This is a genomic window from Dongia sp., from assembly GCF_041905885.1.
Lineage (GTDB): Bacteria > Pseudomonadota > Alphaproteobacteria > Dongiales > Dongiaceae > Dongia.
The window spans coordinates 12605-27450 of record NZ_JAYRKD010000005.1 but is presented as its reverse complement, the minus strand read 5'-3'; the positions used below and the strand labels follow the sequence as shown (position 1 = coordinate 27450).

The following is a 14846-nucleotide window of genomic DNA, read 5'->3' as shown; positions in this document are numbered from 1 at the left end:
CAACACAGGATTGCAGCGGTTATCCTGCTGATGACGATCGGCTTGGTTGCCATCATGTCGGTCAGCCTGATGGAGCTGCGCGAAACGCTGATGAATGACCGTCGCACGATGGTGAAGCAGGAGGTCGAGACCGTGCTCGGCCTGCTCGACTCCTATGCCGAGCGCGCCAAGAAGGGCGAGCTCACGGTCGAGGAGGCGCAGAGCCAGGTCCGCGAGATCGTGCACAAGATCCGCTACGGCAACGGCGACTATTTCTTCGCCTATGATTTCGACGGCGTCGCCAAGATCCAGGCCGGCAAGCCGGAATCCATCGGCAAGAACCTGATCGATCTCACCGATCCCGACGGCGTGAAACTGATCGCCCGCCTGATCGACGCCGCCAAGGCCGGGGGCGGCTATGTCAATTACCGTTTCGGCCGTGCGGGCTCGGAAGTGCCGCTGCCGAAGGTTTCCTATGCCGCGGTTCAGAAGGACTGGAATTGGATGGTCGGCACCGGCGTTTACATCGACGACGTCGATGCGGAGTTCCGCTATGTCGCGATCCAGCTCGGCATCATCATGGCCGTCGTGCTGCTGGTCGGTCTCGGCAGCGCCTTCGTGATCGCCCGTGGCATCACCCGGCCGATCCGGGCGATCACCGACCGCATGGGCCGCCTGTCGCAGGGCGACCTTTCGATCGACACGCCCTTCACCGGTCGCGGCGACGAGGTCGGTGACCTCGCGCGCTCGCTCGGAGTGTTCAAGGACAACGCTCTGAAGATGGAAGCGATGCGCAAGGCCCAGGAAGAGGCCGAGCGCAAGGCGGAGGAGGAGCGTCGTGCCGCCCTGCTCGGCATGGCGGACGACCTCGAGCGTTCGGTCGCCAAGCTGGTCGGCGTGCTGGCGGATTCCGCCGGCAACATGAAATCGGCCGCCACCAACATGAACGGCCTGACCGACCAGGCGAGCCGGCAGGCGAGTTCGATCGCCGCGGGCTCGCATGAGGCGAGCCAGAGCGTGCAGACAGTCGCCGCCGCAACCGAAGAGCTGACCGCGGCGATCGGCGAGATCAACCAGCAGGTGACCCGCTGCACCGTGGTCTCGAAAGAGGCCGTCGAGGCGGCGACCGCGGCCAACGCCGACGTGGAATCGCTGACCGATTCCGCGCAGCGCATCGGCACGGTGGTGGGTCTCATCAACGACATCGCCAGCCAGACCAACCTGCTGGCGCTCAATGCGACCATCGAGGCGGCGCGCGCCGGCGAGGCGGGCAAGGGCTTCGCGGTGGTCGCTTCCGAGGTGAAGCAGCTCGCGACCCAGACCGCCAAGGCGACCGAGGAGATCGCGACCCTGATCAATGGTGTCCGCACCATGACCGACCGTTCGGCGGTCTCGATCAAGAAGATCGCCGAGACGATCCGCGGCGTCGACGACATCGCCACGGCGATTGCGGCGGCGATGCAGGAGCAGGGTGCGGCGACCGCGGAGATCGCGCGCAACGTCGAGCAGGCGGCCAATGCCACCACCGATGTCTCGAAGACCATCACCGAACTCAGCGGTGCGACCCAGGAGGTCGGCCAGTCCGCCGGCCTGGTGCTCTCGGCCTCCGATGGCGTGGTGCAGAATGCCGGCAGCCTGAAGCAGCAGATCAACGAGTTCCTCACCCAGGTCCGCGCTGCTTAAGCGAACCTCGATCGAACGACGGCGGGCCGGCTCCCCTCGGGGCCGGCCCGTTCGTTTTAATCCCAGTGGTGCCGGTTGCGGTGCCAGCGGTTGCGGTGCCAGGTCCAGCGTGGTCCGTAATCATAGCGCGGCGCGACATAGGCCGGCCGGGGCTCGGCATAATAGCCCCCCTCGGTATAGGGAGCCGGGCCGACATAGCAGCCGGCGAGAGTCGCGGCGGCGAGCGACAATACGGCGACCGGCATGATGCGCTTCAGTGCGGCGGACATGACGTTCTCCTTCAATGCTGGCCGTCCCAGTCGCCGTGACGGCCCTGCCAGCCCGACCCGCTTTTCCAGCCCGGCCCGTTGTTCCAGTTGCGGTCGTTGTTCCAATGATGGTGTCGGCCGTGACCGTCGCGGTCGGGCGCGACCACGCAAGCCGACAGGCTGATGGCCGCGAGCAGCAGTGTCGCCAGGAGCAGCGTCTTCCCTGATCCAGTGGTCTCGTTGCGGTTTTCCATCGGGACCTCCATCCGGCGGGGTGCCGATGCCCCAACGGCCCGGCGCCGCCTTCATTGCCCAGGAATGTCACGTCGGCCTGGGGCCGGCACGGCGATCACGAACCGCGGAGCGGGCTCACGAAAACGGCATTGCGCGGGTTTCCGACATCTGTCTTTGCTGGAGTCCGAAGCAGAATGGGAGCATGCCGATGATTTCGTTTCAGCTCTGGCTGGCCTTTGCCGCCGCGGCGGCGGTCGTGATCGCGATTCCCGGACCGACGACGCTGATGGTCACCGGCCATGCGATGAGCTCCGGCACGCGGGTCGCGCTGGCAAGCCTGCTGGGCGTGGCCCTGGGCGATTTCACGGCGATCGCCTGCTCGGTGCTGGGTCTGGGCGCGATCCTGGCGGCTTCGGCCGAAGCCTTCACCCTGCTGAAATGGGTGGGCGCGTTATACCTGATCTATCTCGGCATCAAGCTCTGGCGCGCACCCGCAGTGCCGCTGGGTGCCGCGGCCGGTACCCAGGGTGCCCGTCGCGGGATGCGCCGCGCGATCGCCGAATCCTTCTCGGTGACCCTGCTCAACCCGAAGGGCCTACTGTTCTTCGCGGCCTTCCTGCCGCAGTTCATCGACATGCACCGCGCGGTGCTGCCGCAGGTCATCGTCCTGGCTCTGACCTTCGAGGTCCTCGCCGCCGGCAGCCTCATGCTCTACATCTTCATGACGGCGCGGGCCCGGCGGGTGATGGATTCGCCGCGCGCGATCCGGATCATGAACCGCGCCGGCGGCACCATGCTGATCGGCGCCGGCCTGCTGACCGCATCGCTGAAGCGCAGCTAACCGCGCAGCGCCTGCGCGACCTTCTCCCGCGGCAGGCCCGGCGCGCGGTGGCCGTCGCGGCCGATCATCTCGCCGGCGGCGGAGAGCGCGTTCAGCACCGCTTCCTCGACCGCCTGGACCGTCGCCTCGTAGAAGCGGTCCATGTGGCCCCACTGGACGAAGGCGAGCTGGTCGAGATCGCCGGCGCCCTTCGGCTCGGCTGAGAACTGGCTGGTGAGCGCGCCCCTGTTGGCGGTGGAGAAGGCCAGGAAGAGATCGCCGGAGAAATGCGAACCGCTGGTGCCGGTGCGCGCGAGGCCGAGCGGCACGCGACGCGCCAGCGCCTTGCATTGACCGGGCAGCAGCGGCGCATCGGTCGCGACGATCGCGATCACTGAGCCGGCGCCGGGCTTGGCGTAGAAGTCTTCCATCGGGTTGTCGCCGGCCAGCAGCTCGCCGAGATAGGTGCCGCCGATGGTGAGCTCATGGCGCGCGCCGAAATTCGCCTGCACGAAGGCGCCCAAGGTGTAGCTTTCGCTGCCGAAGGAAACCCGGCGCGACGCGGTGCCGCTGCCGCCCTTGAAGGCATAGCAGTTCATGCCGGTGCCGCCGCCGACCGAGCCTTCCTCGATCGCGCCCTCGACGGCCTCGTCGATCGCGGCCACCGCGTGCTGCGCGGTCACATGGTTGCCGTTGATGTCGTTCAGGTAGCCGTCCCAGGTCTCGGCCACGACCGGCAGCAGCCATTGCTCCGCCAGCTGCGGGCGGTGCTTGACGGTCCAGTCGATGATGCCGCGATGGCAGGCGCCGACCGCATGGGTGTTGGTCAAGAGGATCGGCGAGCCGAGCGCGCCGGTCTCCTCGATCCAGGAGACGCCGGTGATCTCGCCATTGCCGTTCAGCGAATAGAAGCCGGCGGCGCAGGGCAGGCCGACACCGTCGCGGCCGCGCGGCAGGATCGCGGTGACGCCGGTCCGCACCGGGCCTTCGCCGACCCGCGTCGGCCCGTGGCCTTCGATCAGGGTGACATAGCCGACCGCGACGCCCGGCACGTCGGTGATCGCATTATGCCGCCCGGGGCTGCCCAGCAGCCGGACGCCCAGGCTGCGGGCGCGCGGCTTGCCGGACGGGGTCTTCAAGTTTCTTTCGCTCATCGCGTGATGTTCCCTGCTTCGGAATCGAGATCGATCTCGGTGATATTGCAGCCGGTGGCGATGCTGGCATAGCTGCGAATCAGCGCCTCGGCCGCCTGAGGCGTGAAGGTCGGCACCGCCATGGTCACATGCAGGCCGTAGCCGTCCTCGAGCGTCACGAAGTTGCGCGCGATGGCGAGCGCGCTTTCGTTGAGCTTGAACTGGCCCTGGGCGGCGCCGGCTTCCAGGATCGCGACATAGATGCCGACCTGCCGCTCATAGAGCGCGATATAGCGGGCGGCCTGCACGGCGTCGCGCCGCGCCACCGAGCCCAGCTCGTAGAGCAGGCGGCAGAGCGCATCGTCGGGGCCGGCCGGCAAGCCGGTGCGAATCATGGCCGCCAGCCGCAGCGCCGGATCGGCGATGTGTACCACCGCCGCCGCGCGGTCGATGCAGAAGCGCTCGACCGCGTCGCGCAGCACGTCGCGCAACAGGTCGCCGATCGCCGGGTAGTAATAGAAGACCGAGCTCGCCGTCATCCCGACGCGCTCCGCCACATCCTTCAGGCGCAGCCCGATGACCCCGCGCTGGATGATCGCCTCGCGCGCCGCGGCCACCAGCTCCGCCCTGCGCTCCTTCTGCCGATTCGGCCGTGCCATGCCGTTATTTAACCAATGTTCATATTATTCTGAAAGCCAGAAATCGGCAGAATCGGGCAAGTTATCCGCATAAAATGCTGATTCTGAATCAACTTGACCGCCCAACTGAATCGTTTTTCAATGAAGTATAAAATAACTAAATCCCAGGGAGGGAGCAATGGCTATTCGCGAGGAGGCCGCAGCGGCGGCTCATGAGAATGCGCAGCCGGGGGCCAGCCATCCGGCGCTGAAGCGCGGCCTGCATGTGCTGGGGACGTTGCTGATCACCCTGTCGGCGGTGACGCCGGCTTCGTCGGTCTTCATCATCGTGCCCGGCGTGATCGCGCTGGCCGGCACCGGCGCGCTCTGGAGCTTCATCGTCGCCGCGGTGGTCGGCGTGTTCATGGCCTTCGTCTATGCCGAACTCTCCTCGGCCTATCCGCTGACCGGCGGCGAATACGCGATCATCGGCCGCACGCTCGGCAAAGCGCCGGGGCTGATGGTGCTCTGGCTGATCCTGATGACGCAGGTCCTGATCATTGCCGTGATCGCGCTCGGGGTCGGCACCTATCTCGGCGTGCTGTTCCCGGAATTGAACGGACCGGTGGTCGCGGCGGTCGCGGTGCTGCTGGGCGCGGTGATCGCGGTCTTCGACATCAAGTTCAACGCGGTCGTGACCGGCACTTTCCTCGCCATCGAGATGGCGGCCCTGGTGGTGCTGGCGGCCCTGGGCTTCCTCCATGTCGAGCGGCCGGTGACCGAATTGCTGTTGCAACCGGTGCTGCTGGCCGACGGCAGCCTGGTGCCGGCGACCTTCGGCGCGATCGGCATCGCCACCTCGATCGCCATCTTCTCCTACAACGGCTACGGCTCGGCGGTGTTCTTCGGCGAGGAGACGCACGATGCCCATCGCGGCATCGCCCGCGCCATCCTCTGGGCGCTGGCGATTACCGTGGCGGCGGAGGCGATTCCGCTGGCGGCGATCCTGATGGGGGCACCCGACCTGACGGCTCTGCTCTCCAGCGCCAACATGCTCGACTATTTCCTGGTGGCGCGCGGCGGCAGCGTTATCAACACCGTCATCAGCCTGGCGATCGCGCTGGCGATCTTCAACGCGGTGGTCGCGATCATCCTGCTGACCGCGCGGCTGCTGTTCAGCAGCGGCCGCGACCGGGTCTGGTGGGCGCCGGTCAACACGGCACTGACGACGACCCATGCCAAGACCCACACGCCCTGGTTCGCCACCTTGCTCTGCGGCCTGGTCAGCGCCGGCGCCTGTTTCATCGACCTGAAGGTGCTGTTCGTGGTGACCGGCACCTCGCTGGTTGCGGTCTATGGAGCACTCTGCCTGGCGGTGATCGCCGGACGGCGCAATGGGACCATCGCGCATGCCGCCTACAAGATGCCGCTGTTCCCGCTGCCGCCGATCGCAGCGCTCCTGGTGCTGGTCTATGTCTGCTGGCTGAACTTCATGGACCCGGTGATCGGCCGGCCCAGCCTTGGCGTGACCGTCGGCGTCATGGTCGCGGCGGCGCTCTATTACGCCTTGGTGCTGCGGCGGCGTGGCGGCTGGGTGCTGCGCGGCCCGGACGAGAAGGCGCAATGAAGACCTGGCCGCGTGGTCCCCTCTACGCGGCCGCGTCCGCGCTAGGCTTCCGGCCGAGACTGTCCGGTCCGGAAGCCGGCGCGTTGACGTCGACGAAAGCCAGCATCGCGCCGAACCGCGCTGTCGCCGGCGCATCGAAGCCGACCTCGCCTTCGAAATCCTTCGGGTTGCGCCAGGTGCCGAGCAGGATGTCCCAGATCGGCAGGTCGCCGTAGTTCCAGGCATGGACGTCGCGCTGGTGGTGCAGGCAATGCGCCTCCGGCCGCTGGATCACGTAACCCAGCCAGACGGGCGTCTTCACGTTCATATGCTGGAAATAGCCGTAGAACTGCGCGATGTAGCCGGTCAGCGCCGCCGCGACCGGGTCGAGGCCGAGCAGCAAGGTCGTCGTGAGCGTGCTGATCAGGATGAAGACGCTGAGCTCCAGCGGGTGGAAGAGATTGGCGCCCGACATGTCCATGCGCTGCGGGCTGTGATGGATCTGGTGGAAGCCGCGCCACATCAGCGGGAAGGTATGGGCGCTCCGGTGCCAGGCATAGGAGATCAGGCTGACCGCGAGATAGCCGATGGCTGCACCGCCGATCACGCCCAGCCCGGTCAGGTCGATCAGCCGGTGCCGTGCCAGCCAGTCCTCGGGGATCATGAGCGGAATGGTGCTGGCCAGGATGCCGGCTGCCAGCAGGAAGCCGATGCCTTGCAATCGCCAGAGCCGGATCTTCGGGAAGCTCCGCGCCGGGAACAGCGTTTCGATTCCCAGCATGACCAGGAAGGTCGCCGGAATCAGTAAGCCGAACAGGTCAGCCGCGGACATGACGCACCTCCTCACGCCGTGCGGGCGCACGGCGACCATTGCGGGATCGCATTCTTACGGTGTAAGTTTATATTGCGAGATTATCCTTACGGTGTACGAATGCAAGCCCCAAAGCGGCGTGCCTCCCCGAAACGTGATGGTGCGCACAAGAGGACCCGCAAGCCCGCCTACCACCAGGGCTTGACCCGGGACGGCATCGCCGCCGCGGCGCTGGCGCTGGTCGACCGCGAGGGCCTGGACGCGCTCAGCTATCGCCGCCTCGCCGAGGCGATCGGCTGCGAGGCGATGAGCCTCTACCACTACTATCCGAGCAAGGCGCATCTCATCGACGCGGTGGTCGACCGGGTGTTCGGCGCGCTGGAGATTCCGCCGGCTGGTGGCGACTGGATCGCGCGGCTGCGCCAGGCCGCCTTCAATTATCGCGCCATGGCGCTGGCGCATCCGAAGCTCTATCCGCTGCTGGCGGTGCATCGCATGAACACCGGCGTCGGCGTGCGCAAGCTCGACGCGGTGATCGGCCTGTTTCGCGACGGCGGCTTCGACGACGCCATCGCGGCGCGGCTGTTCCGCGAGTTCGGCTATTACATCACCGGCGCGGCGCTGGACGAGACCGCGGGCTATGCCAAGGGGCCTTCGGCGACGGAGCCGGCTTCCGAGGCCGAGATCGCCCGCGACTGCCCGAACCTCGCCGCGGTCGCGCCCTACTTCAAACCGCAGCATTTCGAGCCGACCTTCGCCCAGGGGCTGGATCTGCTGCTGGACGGCATCGCGCGCTTGCGCAAGAAGGCCTGAGCTTGTCCCCACGCAGAACAGGGGCGAAAGGGCGGAACGTCTCGGCTAAGAATCCCCCGCAATTCGCAGCCGCGATTTTCAGCCGCGATTCTCATGGGAGTGGGACAAGATCATGGCACTGACGTTCTATTACGGCTCCGGCTCGCCTTATGCCTGGAAGGTCTGGTTGGCGCTGGAGCACAAGGGCATTACCTATGAGGCCAAGCGCCTTACCTTCGAGCCCGACCAGACCAAGACGCCGGAATTCCTGAAGGTCAACCCGCGCGGCCGGGTGCCGGCGATCGTCGATGACGGCTTCGCGCTCTCGGAATCGAACGCGATCGCCGAGTATTTGGACGAGCGTTATCCGGAGAAGCCGCTGCTGCCGAAGGACGTCAGGGCGCGCGGCGTGGCACGCCGGCTGATCGCGGAAGCGGGCGGTGATCTCGAGAAGGCGCTCGAACCCTTCATCGACGCGACGCTCTACACCAAGGCGGAAGAGCGCGACGCCAAGAAGATCGCCGAGGCGCGCGCGAAGCTCGATGTCGAGCTGGCGCGCTGGGCGGAGGCGCTGCCGGGCGACTTCTTCGCCGGCGGCGTCGGGCTGGTGGATTACACCCTGTTTCCCTGGATCCGCCTGCTGGGGCGGGTCGAGGAGCGGGCCCCCGGCCTCGGCTACAAGCCGGCGGATCTTCCGCCCAAGCTGGCCGCCTGGCAGGCGCGGATCGAGGCGCTGCCCTATTACGACCGCACCTATCCGCCGCACTGGCGCGGATAAGTCTCAGTCCTTCGCCTGGGTCACCTCGACCAGGGCCTGGCGGAGATCGCGCAGCTTCGGCGGCTTGCTCAGCACCCGGTCCACATGGGCCGGGGCGTCATCGTCGTCGATCAGCCGCTGGCCCCAGCCGGTCAGCAGCACGATCGGCGTCTCCGGCGACTCGGCCTTGATCGCGGCGGCGACCTTGCGGCCGTCGACATTCGGCATGCCGAGATCGGTGATGACGGCGGCGATCGATCGTCCCGCGGCCATGGCGTCGCGGAAGGCGGCGATGCCTTCCGCGCCGCCGGTCGCGACGGTCACGGCATGGCCGTCGTTCTCCAGGATGTTGCGCAGGGTTTGCAGCAGGATCGGGTCGTCGTCGATCACCAGCAGCGGCAGGCGCGGCGGACGCGCTGGCTCGCTGCTCTCGCCGCCCGACTGCAGCCGCGCCGGGTCGGCGGCGGGGAAGACCAGCCGCATCGTAGTGCCGCGACCGACCGCGCTGTCGATCTCCAGCTCGGCGGCATGGCGCTGCAGCACGCCGTAGACCATGGCGAGGCCGAGGCCGGTGCCGCGCTCGCCCTTGGTGGTGAAGAAGGGCTCGAGGCAGCGGCGGCGGGTCTCCTCGCTCATGCCGGCACCGGTGTCGGTGATCTCGCAGCGGATGCGCGGCGGACGCTCCCGGCTTCCCGCTTCGGCCGCGGTGGTGAACGAGATCGTGCCGCCGTTCGGCATCGCGTCGACGGCGTTCATCAGCAGGTTGATCAAGGCCTCGCGGATCTCGCTGGCGACGCCCTGCATCGGCGGCAGGTCGGCGGCGAGGTTCAACTGCACGCCCACCGCCACGCCGCGCTGCATCGGCATGTCGCGCCAGCGGGCGCGGGTCAGCTCGACCACCTGGCAGATCAGATCGTTGAGCGCGATCGGTGCGAGATTCATCTGCGCGTCATGCTGGCGGTAGAACTCGCGCATCCGCGCCACCGTATGCGTGACGTCGCCGATCGCGCGGTGCACCACGCCGAGCAGCTCGCGGCTGTTGGGCGACAGGGTCTGGTCGTCCTCCAGCAGCGTCTCGGTGTAGAGCGAGGCCGGGGTCAGCGCGTTGTTGATGTCATGCGCGATGCCGCTCGCCATCTGGCCGAGCACCCGGAGCCGCTCCTGCTGGATCACCGATTGCTGCGACTGCCGGAGATCGTCATAGGCTTTCTGCAGCGCCGCGTAGAGCTGCGCCTGATGCGCGGCGAGGGCGACATGCTCGCTCAGCTGCCGCAGGAATTCGCATTCGGGGCTGAAGAAGGATTCCGGCTCACGCCGCGCCACCACCAGCACGCCGAACACCACGCTCTCGACCTGCAGCGGCGCCAGCACCATCGAGCGCAGGCCGCCCTTCAGCAGGCGCTGAGGGAAGGGGAACGGCAGCTGCGCCAGATCGGGCTCGTAGACCAGGCGGCCGGTGATGCAGCGTGAAAGTCCGTTGGCGTCGATCTCGATCCGGGCCCGCTCCGGCATCGCCAAAGCCATCGCCGTGTCCTGGCTCTTGGTGCCGACGCCCGCGACGGTCAGCACCTGATCGGCGTCGTCGTAGAGGCAGAGCGCGCAGAAGTCGGCGGGGAGCTCATCCTCGACGCTGCGGATCACCACCTGGAAGATGCTGGCGAGGTCCTGGCGCTCGCCGATGGCGCGCGTCACCTGGTGCAGCAGGTTCAAACGCTCGAGATGCAGGCGCAGCCGGCGGTCGGTCTCGCGCAGCGACTCCTCGGCGCGCCGCCGCTCCTCGACTTCGGCGGTGAGCGAGCGGTTGCTGGCCGCGAGCTGCGCGGTCCTTTCGCCGACCCGGCGCTCGAGCTCGGCATTCAGCTGGCTGAGCGCCCGCTCGGCCTGGATCCGCTCCAGCATGTCGTGCGAGGCCATGCGCATCACGGCCAGCATCAACAGCAGATAGCCGGTGACGCGGGCGACATGGGCGATCATCGCCTGGTCGTCGTTGCCCGCCTGCGAATAGAGGAAGGCCAGGTTGCCGCACAGCAGGATCAGCGCCATCGCCGCGATCGGTGCGAGCTTCCGCTCCAGGTTGCGGCTCCGCCAGGCCGCCAGCGCGACGATCGCCCAAAGCACCGGAATTCCGACCTGGGCGGGCCGCGTCATGCCGAGCGGGCTCCACGCGAGGTTTGCCGGAAACAGCTGGAACACCGCGAACAGACAAACTCCGATCAGCAGCAGGCCAGGCAGGAAGAACGGCATCGGCCGTTCGCCGCGCTGCAGCCGCCAGATCGCCAGGCCGATGCCGATGGGCAGGATGTAGCCGGACGGTGACCAGGTCGTGGGGCGCAGCCAGTCCGGCAGCGACAGCACCGGCAGCAGGTCGTCCCACCATTCGATGGTCGCGGTGACATGCAGGAACTCGAACAGCGCCGTCACGGCGAAGCTGGCGGCGAGCCAGGTCGGGAAGCCACGCTCGAGCCGGCGTCCGATATCCAGGAGCAAGGCCGACAGCACCACCGACAGGAAGAACATGCCGGTGTCGAGCATCGTGTGCAGCTCGGGATATTCGTGTCGGCCGAGCCCGAACAGAATTGCTGAGATGACGATGAAGGCCAGGAAGGGCAGGGCGAAGGAGCGCGAGAACAGCGCCGCCCCGGTTCCAGCTTCCTGCCTGCTGCTCAGTGTACCGGACTCGCCCACCATGGCTGTTCGTCACCGGATTCGTTTATGGCCCGACATCAACCCCGTCGGAGCTGAAAGGTGGCTAGGACATCTTACCCCGGGCGCGTATTCCAAGGCGCCGCGTGGCAGCGCGGGATACAAGAATATCCCAGCAATTTTAGCTATATACCTGAACGCGCTTGATCAATAACAAATTCGTAGGCTTGAGCGCGGGCTTGATATAGAGCAGGCTGTGCGTCTCGGCGCCGAGGCTCGGGCGCGCCGCGAATGGTGAAATGGGCAATGCGCGACAGTGCGAGCATCCTGCTGGTCGATGACAACGAAGAGGCGCGCGTGACCGTGGCGCGGATCCTGGAGATGTCGGGCTATGGCGTGGTCCAGGCGGCGAATGCCAAATCGGCCAGCGCGCTGCTGAAGGACCACACGCCCGACCTCGTCATCACCGACATCTTCATGCCGGAAGGCGATGGCTTCGAGATGCTGAGCGAGCTCAGGGATCGCGACCCGAAGATTCCGGTGATCGCGATGTCCGGCGGCGGCGCCCATAACGGGCTCGACGTTCTCGCGATCGCCGGCCGGCTGGGCGCGAAGAAGGTGCTCTACAAGCCCTTTGCCCGCCGCCAGTTGCTCGATGCGATCACCGAGGCGCTGGCCTAACGCATCAGGAAATCCGTCGGCTTGCCGCGGGGTTCCGCCGGGTCGCGGATCGTGCTGTCGAGGCCGATGTCACGCAGCAGGTAATCCGGCCACTCTTCCAGCCTGAGTTGGCGCGAACGACCGCCGCCGGCCAGGCGCGAGAGACCGCGCTGCAGCGCTGCCATGAGTCGACCGGTCGCGCTGCTTTGCCGCCCGGTGCAATGGGAAACTCCAACCATCTCGGCCATTCTGCAATCCTCCAACGCCGGCGAGCCAAAGCTGCCTTTATGCTGATGATGGGAAATTGGCCTCGACAGCCCTGTTTCTCAAAGCGATTGTCAGGGGAAGAGCATAAGCTGGCCTTATGCTCTCGGCCCCAGGATCGACGCCATGCCCAAGGATTCCGCGCCACCCTTCAGCCCGAGCCTGCCGCCGCTGACCGCGGTGCGCGCCTTCGAAGCCGCGGCGCGCCATCAGAGCTTCACCAAGGCGGCGGAAGAGCTCGGCATGACCCAGGCCGCGGTCAGCTACCAGGTCAAGCTGCTGGAAGACCGGCTCGGCAAGGCGCTGTTCATCCGACTGCCGAAGAAGGTCGAGCTCTCGGAAACCGGCCGTCGCCTGGCGCCGGCCGTCGCCGCGGCGTTCCAGGGATTGCACAGCGCCTTCGCCGAGCTGCGCGAGACCGACGATGCGGTGCTGGCGGTGACGGCGGTGCATACCTTCGCCACCAACTGGCTGGTGCCGCGCCTGGGCGCGTTCCAGCAGCAGCATCCGGAGATCGCGGTCCGCATCGATCTCTCCAGTCGCAACGTCGATTTCACCCGCGAGGAGTTCGATATCGGAATCCGCGGCGGCCGCGGCAAATGGCCGGGGCTGCGCGCCGATGAACTGATCCCGATCGCCTTCACGCCGCTTTGCAGCCCCGACTTCCTCGCGCGCCATGGTCCTTGGGCCGAGCCGGCCGACATGCTGAAGGCGCCGCGGCTCGACGCGCATGACGAATGGTGGCGGCTGTGGTCCCAGGCGGCGGGCATCGCGGAGATTCCGCCGGCGGTGCCTTCGAATGTCTCGCTCGATGTCCAGTCGCTGCTCGGCACCGCCGCGATCGCCGGGCAGGGCGTCGCCATGCTGATGCCGGCCTTCTTCTCCGGCGATCTCGCCGCCGGCCGCCTGGTGCAGCCCTTCTCCTTGATGGCGACCGACGACACCGCCTATTGGCTGGTCTATCCCGAGACGCGCAAGGCGGTCCGCAAGATCCGCGCCTTCCGCGACTGGATTCTGGACGAGGTGAAGAGGGGATGAACATGCTGTTCGAGCGCGACCGGTCCTGCCTCGTCGTCATCGACGTGCAGCAATACTTCCTGGACAAGCTCCCCGCCGGACTCGCCGCACCGCTGGTCGCGCGCATCGCCTGGTTCATGCGCGTGGCAAGCGCGCTCGGCATTCCGATCGTCGCCACGGCGGAAGATATCGCCAATGACGGGCCGCTGCTGCCGGAGCTTGCCGCGCTGCTGCCGGCAGGGACCAAGGTCTTCGATAAGCTGGTGTTCGGCCTCTACGGCCAGGCCGACATCCGCGACGCCGTCGCGGCCAGCGGGCGCAGCGCCTTCGTACTGGTCGGGCTGGAGACCGATGTCTGTGTCGCGCATTCGGCCCTCGGGCTCGCCGCGGCCGGCCACCGTGTCGCCGTCATCGAGGACGCCTGCGGCTCGCCGCCGCCGCATCACGAAGCGGGGCTGCGCCGGATCCGCGACGCCGGGATCCTGGTGACCACGCTCAAGGGCATGCATTACGAATGGGTGCGCGACCTCGCGACCTTGAAGCAGCTGAAGGCCGCGATCGGCCCCGACCTTCCGGCGGGAATGACGCTCTAAGCGCGAAACTCAGTGCAGCGCCGCGACAGCGCCCTTGAAGCGCTTCAGCACGTCGGACGGCCGTTCGCCGAAGGCCTGGGCGAAATCCTTGCTGAAGCGGCCGAGATCGCTGAAGCCGCAGGCGAAGCACACGCTGGTCACCGAGCCGCCGGACTCCGTCCCCTCGAGCATGCGGCGCGCGCGCTCGAGGCGGATGCGCTTGGCGTACTCGAACGGCGTATAGCCGCGGCTCTGCTTGAAGGCACGGAAGATGCTGCGCACGCTGGCGCCGGTCACTTCGGCGACCGTGTCGATCTCCAGCGGCTTGTCCCAGTGTGCCGCGATATAGGCTTCGGCGCGCCGCACCTGCCAGGGCGCCGCGGCCAGCACGCGGCCCTCGAGGTGCTCGCGATAGCGATGCTCGCTGGCGGCGAGGAAGGCCGAGACCAGCGCCTGCTCGAGCTCGCCGAGCACGATCCCGCCGGGATCGGCCGCGCCCGGATCGCATTGCAGGGATTCCGCCGCATGGATGGTGCAGCCCAGCAACTTGGTGAGCAGTTGGGATTTCGGCCGGTCCAGGTCCAGCCTGTGATCGAACACCAGCTCGCCGGTCAGCGGCGCCTCGGTCAGGCTGGCCAGCTTCTTGCGCAGGAAGTCCTTGGACACGCGCCAGACCACCTGCTGGAAATCGTTGCCGAAGTCGAACTCGGCGGCCGTCGATGTGATGCAGGCCTGGTTGCTGGTCACCGGTGCCAATATGTCGCCGATCCAGGTGGCACCGACCCCGGCGTGATGGAACTGCACGCGGACGTGATCGGGCTCCGGAAACTGGATCGCGACCGGCGCGCCGAATGCGCAGAACCAGAGACTGCCGTTCGGCAGCTTGAAGCGATTGGCGCGGGCCGCGAACACCGCCGGCTGTGTCGGAAGCTCCACAAACCGCGCCGCGAGTTGCGTCGCCACGGCATCCTTCAGCGCATCGAAGCAGGATGCGCGGAACGCCGGATGTG

At 67.2% G+C, this 14846-nt stretch carries 16 protein-coding genes; 8 read left to right on the top strand and 8 right to left on the bottom strand.

Going from position 1 to position 14846, the window contains the following annotated elements:
- The first annotated feature begins 30 nt into the window (after window positions 1-30).
- The gene (locus tag ACH2CY_RS06390; protein WP_395017209.1) at window positions 31-1662 is read left to right on the top strand and encodes a methyl-accepting chemotaxis protein; all 1632 of its coding nucleotides are present in this window, start codon (window positions 31-33) and stop codon (window positions 1660-1662) included.
- 56 nt (window positions 1663-1718) lie between these two features.
- Here the strand turns inward: ACH2CY_RS06390 and ACH2CY_RS06385 are convergent, their stop codons facing one another.
- Both ACH2CY_RS06385 and ACH2CY_RS06380 read right to left on the bottom strand, forming a co-directional pair.
- On the bottom strand, window positions 1719-1931 hold the full coding sequence (locus ACH2CY_RS06385) for a hypothetical protein (protein ID WP_395017207.1): 213 nt from the start codon (window positions 1929-1931) through the stop codon (window positions 1719-1721).
- A gap of 11 nt (window positions 1932-1942) precedes the next feature.
- Window positions 1943-2164 (bottom strand): hypothetical protein, encoded by a 222-nt coding sequence (locus ACH2CY_RS06380; RefSeq protein WP_395017204.1) that lies wholly within the window; start codon window positions 2162-2164, stop codon window positions 1943-1945.
- A gap of 188 nt (window positions 2165-2352) precedes the next feature.
- Here ACH2CY_RS06380 and ACH2CY_RS06375 point away from each other — a divergent pair, with 188 nt between their 5' ends.
- A complete protein-coding gene (locus ACH2CY_RS06375; protein ID WP_395017203.1) occupies window positions 2353-2985 on the top strand; it encodes a LysE family translocator in 633 nt (210 codons plus the stop codon).
- On the opposite strand, the gene ACH2CY_RS06370 is transcribed toward ACH2CY_RS06375, so the two are convergent.
- Both ACH2CY_RS06370 and ACH2CY_RS06365 read right to left on the bottom strand, forming a co-directional pair.
- Window positions 2982-4118, bottom strand: coding sequence for a P1 family peptidase (locus tag ACH2CY_RS06370; RefSeq protein WP_395017201.1), 1137 nt, complete (start codon window positions 4116-4118; stop codon window positions 2982-2984). The two genes, ACH2CY_RS06375 and ACH2CY_RS06370, sit on opposite strands and share 4 nt — an antisense overlap.
- Entirely contained in the window at window positions 4115-4756 is a 642-nt protein-coding gene (locus tag ACH2CY_RS06365; RefSeq protein ID WP_395017200.1) for a TetR/AcrR family transcriptional regulator, read from the bottom strand. The genes ACH2CY_RS06370 and ACH2CY_RS06365 overlap by 4 nt, the downstream gene beginning before the upstream one ends.
- Window positions 4757-4913: 157 nt before the next feature.
- Here ACH2CY_RS06365 and ACH2CY_RS06360 point away from each other — a divergent pair, with 157 nt between their 5' ends.
- The gene (locus ACH2CY_RS06360) at window positions 4914-6341 is read left to right on the top strand and encodes an APC family permease (RefSeq protein ID WP_395017197.1); all 1428 of its coding nucleotides are present in this window, start codon (window positions 4914-4916) and stop codon (window positions 6339-6341) included.
- 22 nt (window positions 6342-6363) lie between these two features.
- On the opposite strand, the gene ACH2CY_RS06355 is transcribed toward ACH2CY_RS06360, so the two are convergent.
- On the bottom strand, window positions 6364-7152 hold the full coding sequence (locus ACH2CY_RS06355; protein WP_395017194.1) for a sterol desaturase family protein: 789 nt from the start codon (window positions 7150-7152) through the stop codon (window positions 6364-6366).
- A gap of 99 nt (window positions 7153-7251) precedes the next feature.
- On the opposite strand from ACH2CY_RS06355, the gene ACH2CY_RS06350 reads away from it, so the two are divergent.
- Both ACH2CY_RS06350 and ACH2CY_RS06345 read left to right on the top strand, forming a co-directional pair.
- A complete protein-coding gene (locus tag ACH2CY_RS06350) occupies window positions 7252-7944 on the top strand; it encodes a TetR/AcrR family transcriptional regulator (protein WP_395017192.1) in 693 nt (230 codons plus the stop codon).
- Between the two features lie 112 nt (window positions 7945-8056).
- Window positions 8057-8701: a glutathione S-transferase family protein gene (locus tag ACH2CY_RS06345; RefSeq protein WP_395017190.1), complete on the top strand. Its 645-nt coding sequence runs from the start codon at window positions 8057-8059 to the stop codon at window positions 8699-8701.
- A gap of 3 nt (window positions 8702-8704) precedes the next feature.
- Here ACH2CY_RS06345 and ACH2CY_RS06340 read toward each other — a convergent pair whose 3' ends face one another.
- Entirely contained in the window at window positions 8705-11368 is a 2664-nt protein-coding gene (locus ACH2CY_RS06340; RefSeq protein WP_395017188.1) for an ATP-binding protein, read from the bottom strand.
- 261 nt (window positions 11369-11629) lie between these two features.
- Here ACH2CY_RS06340 and ACH2CY_RS06335 point away from each other — a divergent pair, with 261 nt between their 5' ends.
- Entirely contained in the window at window positions 11630-12004 is a 375-nt protein-coding gene (locus ACH2CY_RS06335) for a response regulator (protein ID WP_395017186.1), read from the top strand.
- Here ACH2CY_RS06335 and ACH2CY_RS06330 read toward each other — a convergent pair.
- Entirely contained in the window at window positions 12001-12231 is a 231-nt protein-coding gene (locus ACH2CY_RS06330) for a hypothetical protein (protein WP_395017184.1), read from the bottom strand. The two genes, ACH2CY_RS06335 and ACH2CY_RS06330, sit on opposite strands and share 4 nt — an antisense overlap.
- Window positions 12232-12373: 142 nt before the next feature.
- On the opposite strand from ACH2CY_RS06330, the gene gcvA reads away from it, so the two are divergent.
- Both gcvA and ACH2CY_RS06320 read left to right on the top strand, forming a co-directional pair.
- A complete protein-coding gene (gene gcvA, locus ACH2CY_RS06325; RefSeq protein WP_395017181.1) occupies window positions 12374-13285 on the top strand; it encodes a transcriptional regulator GcvA in 912 nt (303 codons plus the stop codon).
- On the top strand, window positions 13282-13857 hold the full coding sequence (locus tag ACH2CY_RS06320) for an isochorismatase family protein (RefSeq protein WP_395017179.1): 576 nt from the start codon (window positions 13282-13284) through the stop codon (window positions 13855-13857). The genes gcvA and ACH2CY_RS06320 overlap by 4 nt, the downstream gene beginning before the upstream one ends.
- Before the next feature lie 9 nt (window positions 13858-13866).
- Here the strand turns inward: ACH2CY_RS06320 and ACH2CY_RS06315 are convergent, their stop codons facing one another.
- A complete protein-coding gene (locus tag ACH2CY_RS06315) occupies window positions 13867-14799 on the bottom strand; it encodes a helix-turn-helix domain-containing protein (protein WP_395017177.1) in 933 nt (310 codons plus the stop codon).
- Window positions 14800-14846 lie beyond the last annotated feature (47 nt).

What these genes read in the sequence shown, in the direction of transcription:
- ACH2CY_RS06390 (WP_395017209.1), top strand. Translation starts at nt 31, where the DNA reads ATGACGATCGGCTTGGTTGCCATCATGTCGGTCAGCCTGATGGAGCTG.
- ACH2CY_RS06385 (WP_395017207.1), bottom strand. Translation starts at nt 1,931, where the DNA reads ATGTCCGCCGCACTGAAGCGCATCATGCCGGTCGCCGTATTGTCGCTC.
- ACH2CY_RS06380 (WP_395017204.1), bottom strand. Translation starts at nt 2,164, where the DNA reads ATGGAAAACCGCAACGAGACCACTGGATCAGGGAAGACGCTGCTCCTG.
- ACH2CY_RS06375 (WP_395017203.1), top strand. Translation starts at nt 2,353, where the DNA reads ATGATTTCGTTTCAGCTCTGGCTGGCCTTTGCCGCCGCGGCGGCGGTC.
- ACH2CY_RS06370 (WP_395017201.1), bottom strand. Translation starts at nt 4,118, where the DNA reads ATGAGCGAAAGAAACTTGAAGACCCCGTCCGGCAAGCCGCGCGCCCGC.
- ACH2CY_RS06365 (WP_395017200.1), bottom strand. Translation starts at nt 4,756, where the DNA reads ATGGCACGGCCGAATCGGCAGAAGGAGCGCAGGGCGGAGCTGGTGGCC.
- ACH2CY_RS06360 (WP_395017197.1), top strand. Translation starts at nt 4,914, where the DNA reads ATGGCTATTCGCGAGGAGGCCGCAGCGGCGGCTCATGAGAATGCGCAG.
- ACH2CY_RS06355 (WP_395017194.1), bottom strand. Translation starts at nt 7,152, where the DNA reads ATGTCCGCGGCTGACCTGTTCGGCTTACTGATTCCGGCGACCTTCCTG.
- ACH2CY_RS06350 (WP_395017192.1), top strand. Translation starts at nt 7,252, where the DNA reads ATGCAAGCCCCAAAGCGGCGTGCCTCCCCGAAACGTGATGGTGCGCAC.
- ACH2CY_RS06345 (WP_395017190.1), top strand. Translation starts at nt 8,057, where the DNA reads ATGGCACTGACGTTCTATTACGGCTCCGGCTCGCCTTATGCCTGGAAG.
- ACH2CY_RS06340 (WP_395017188.1), bottom strand. Translation starts at nt 11,368, where the DNA reads ATGGTGGGCGAGTCCGGTACACTGAGCAGCAGGCAGGAAGCTGGAACC.
- ACH2CY_RS06335 (WP_395017186.1), top strand. Translation starts at nt 11,630, where the DNA reads ATGCGCGACAGTGCGAGCATCCTGCTGGTCGATGACAACGAAGAGGCG.
- ACH2CY_RS06330 (WP_395017184.1), bottom strand. Translation starts at nt 12,231, where the DNA reads ATGGCCGAGATGGTTGGAGTTTCCCATTGCACCGGGCGGCAAAGCAGC.
- gcvA (WP_395017181.1), top strand. Translation starts at nt 12,374, where the DNA reads ATGCCCAAGGATTCCGCGCCACCCTTCAGCCCGAGCCTGCCGCCGCTG.
- ACH2CY_RS06320 (WP_395017179.1), top strand. Translation starts at nt 13,282, where the DNA reads ATGAACATGCTGTTCGAGCGCGACCGGTCCTGCCTCGTCGTCATCGAC.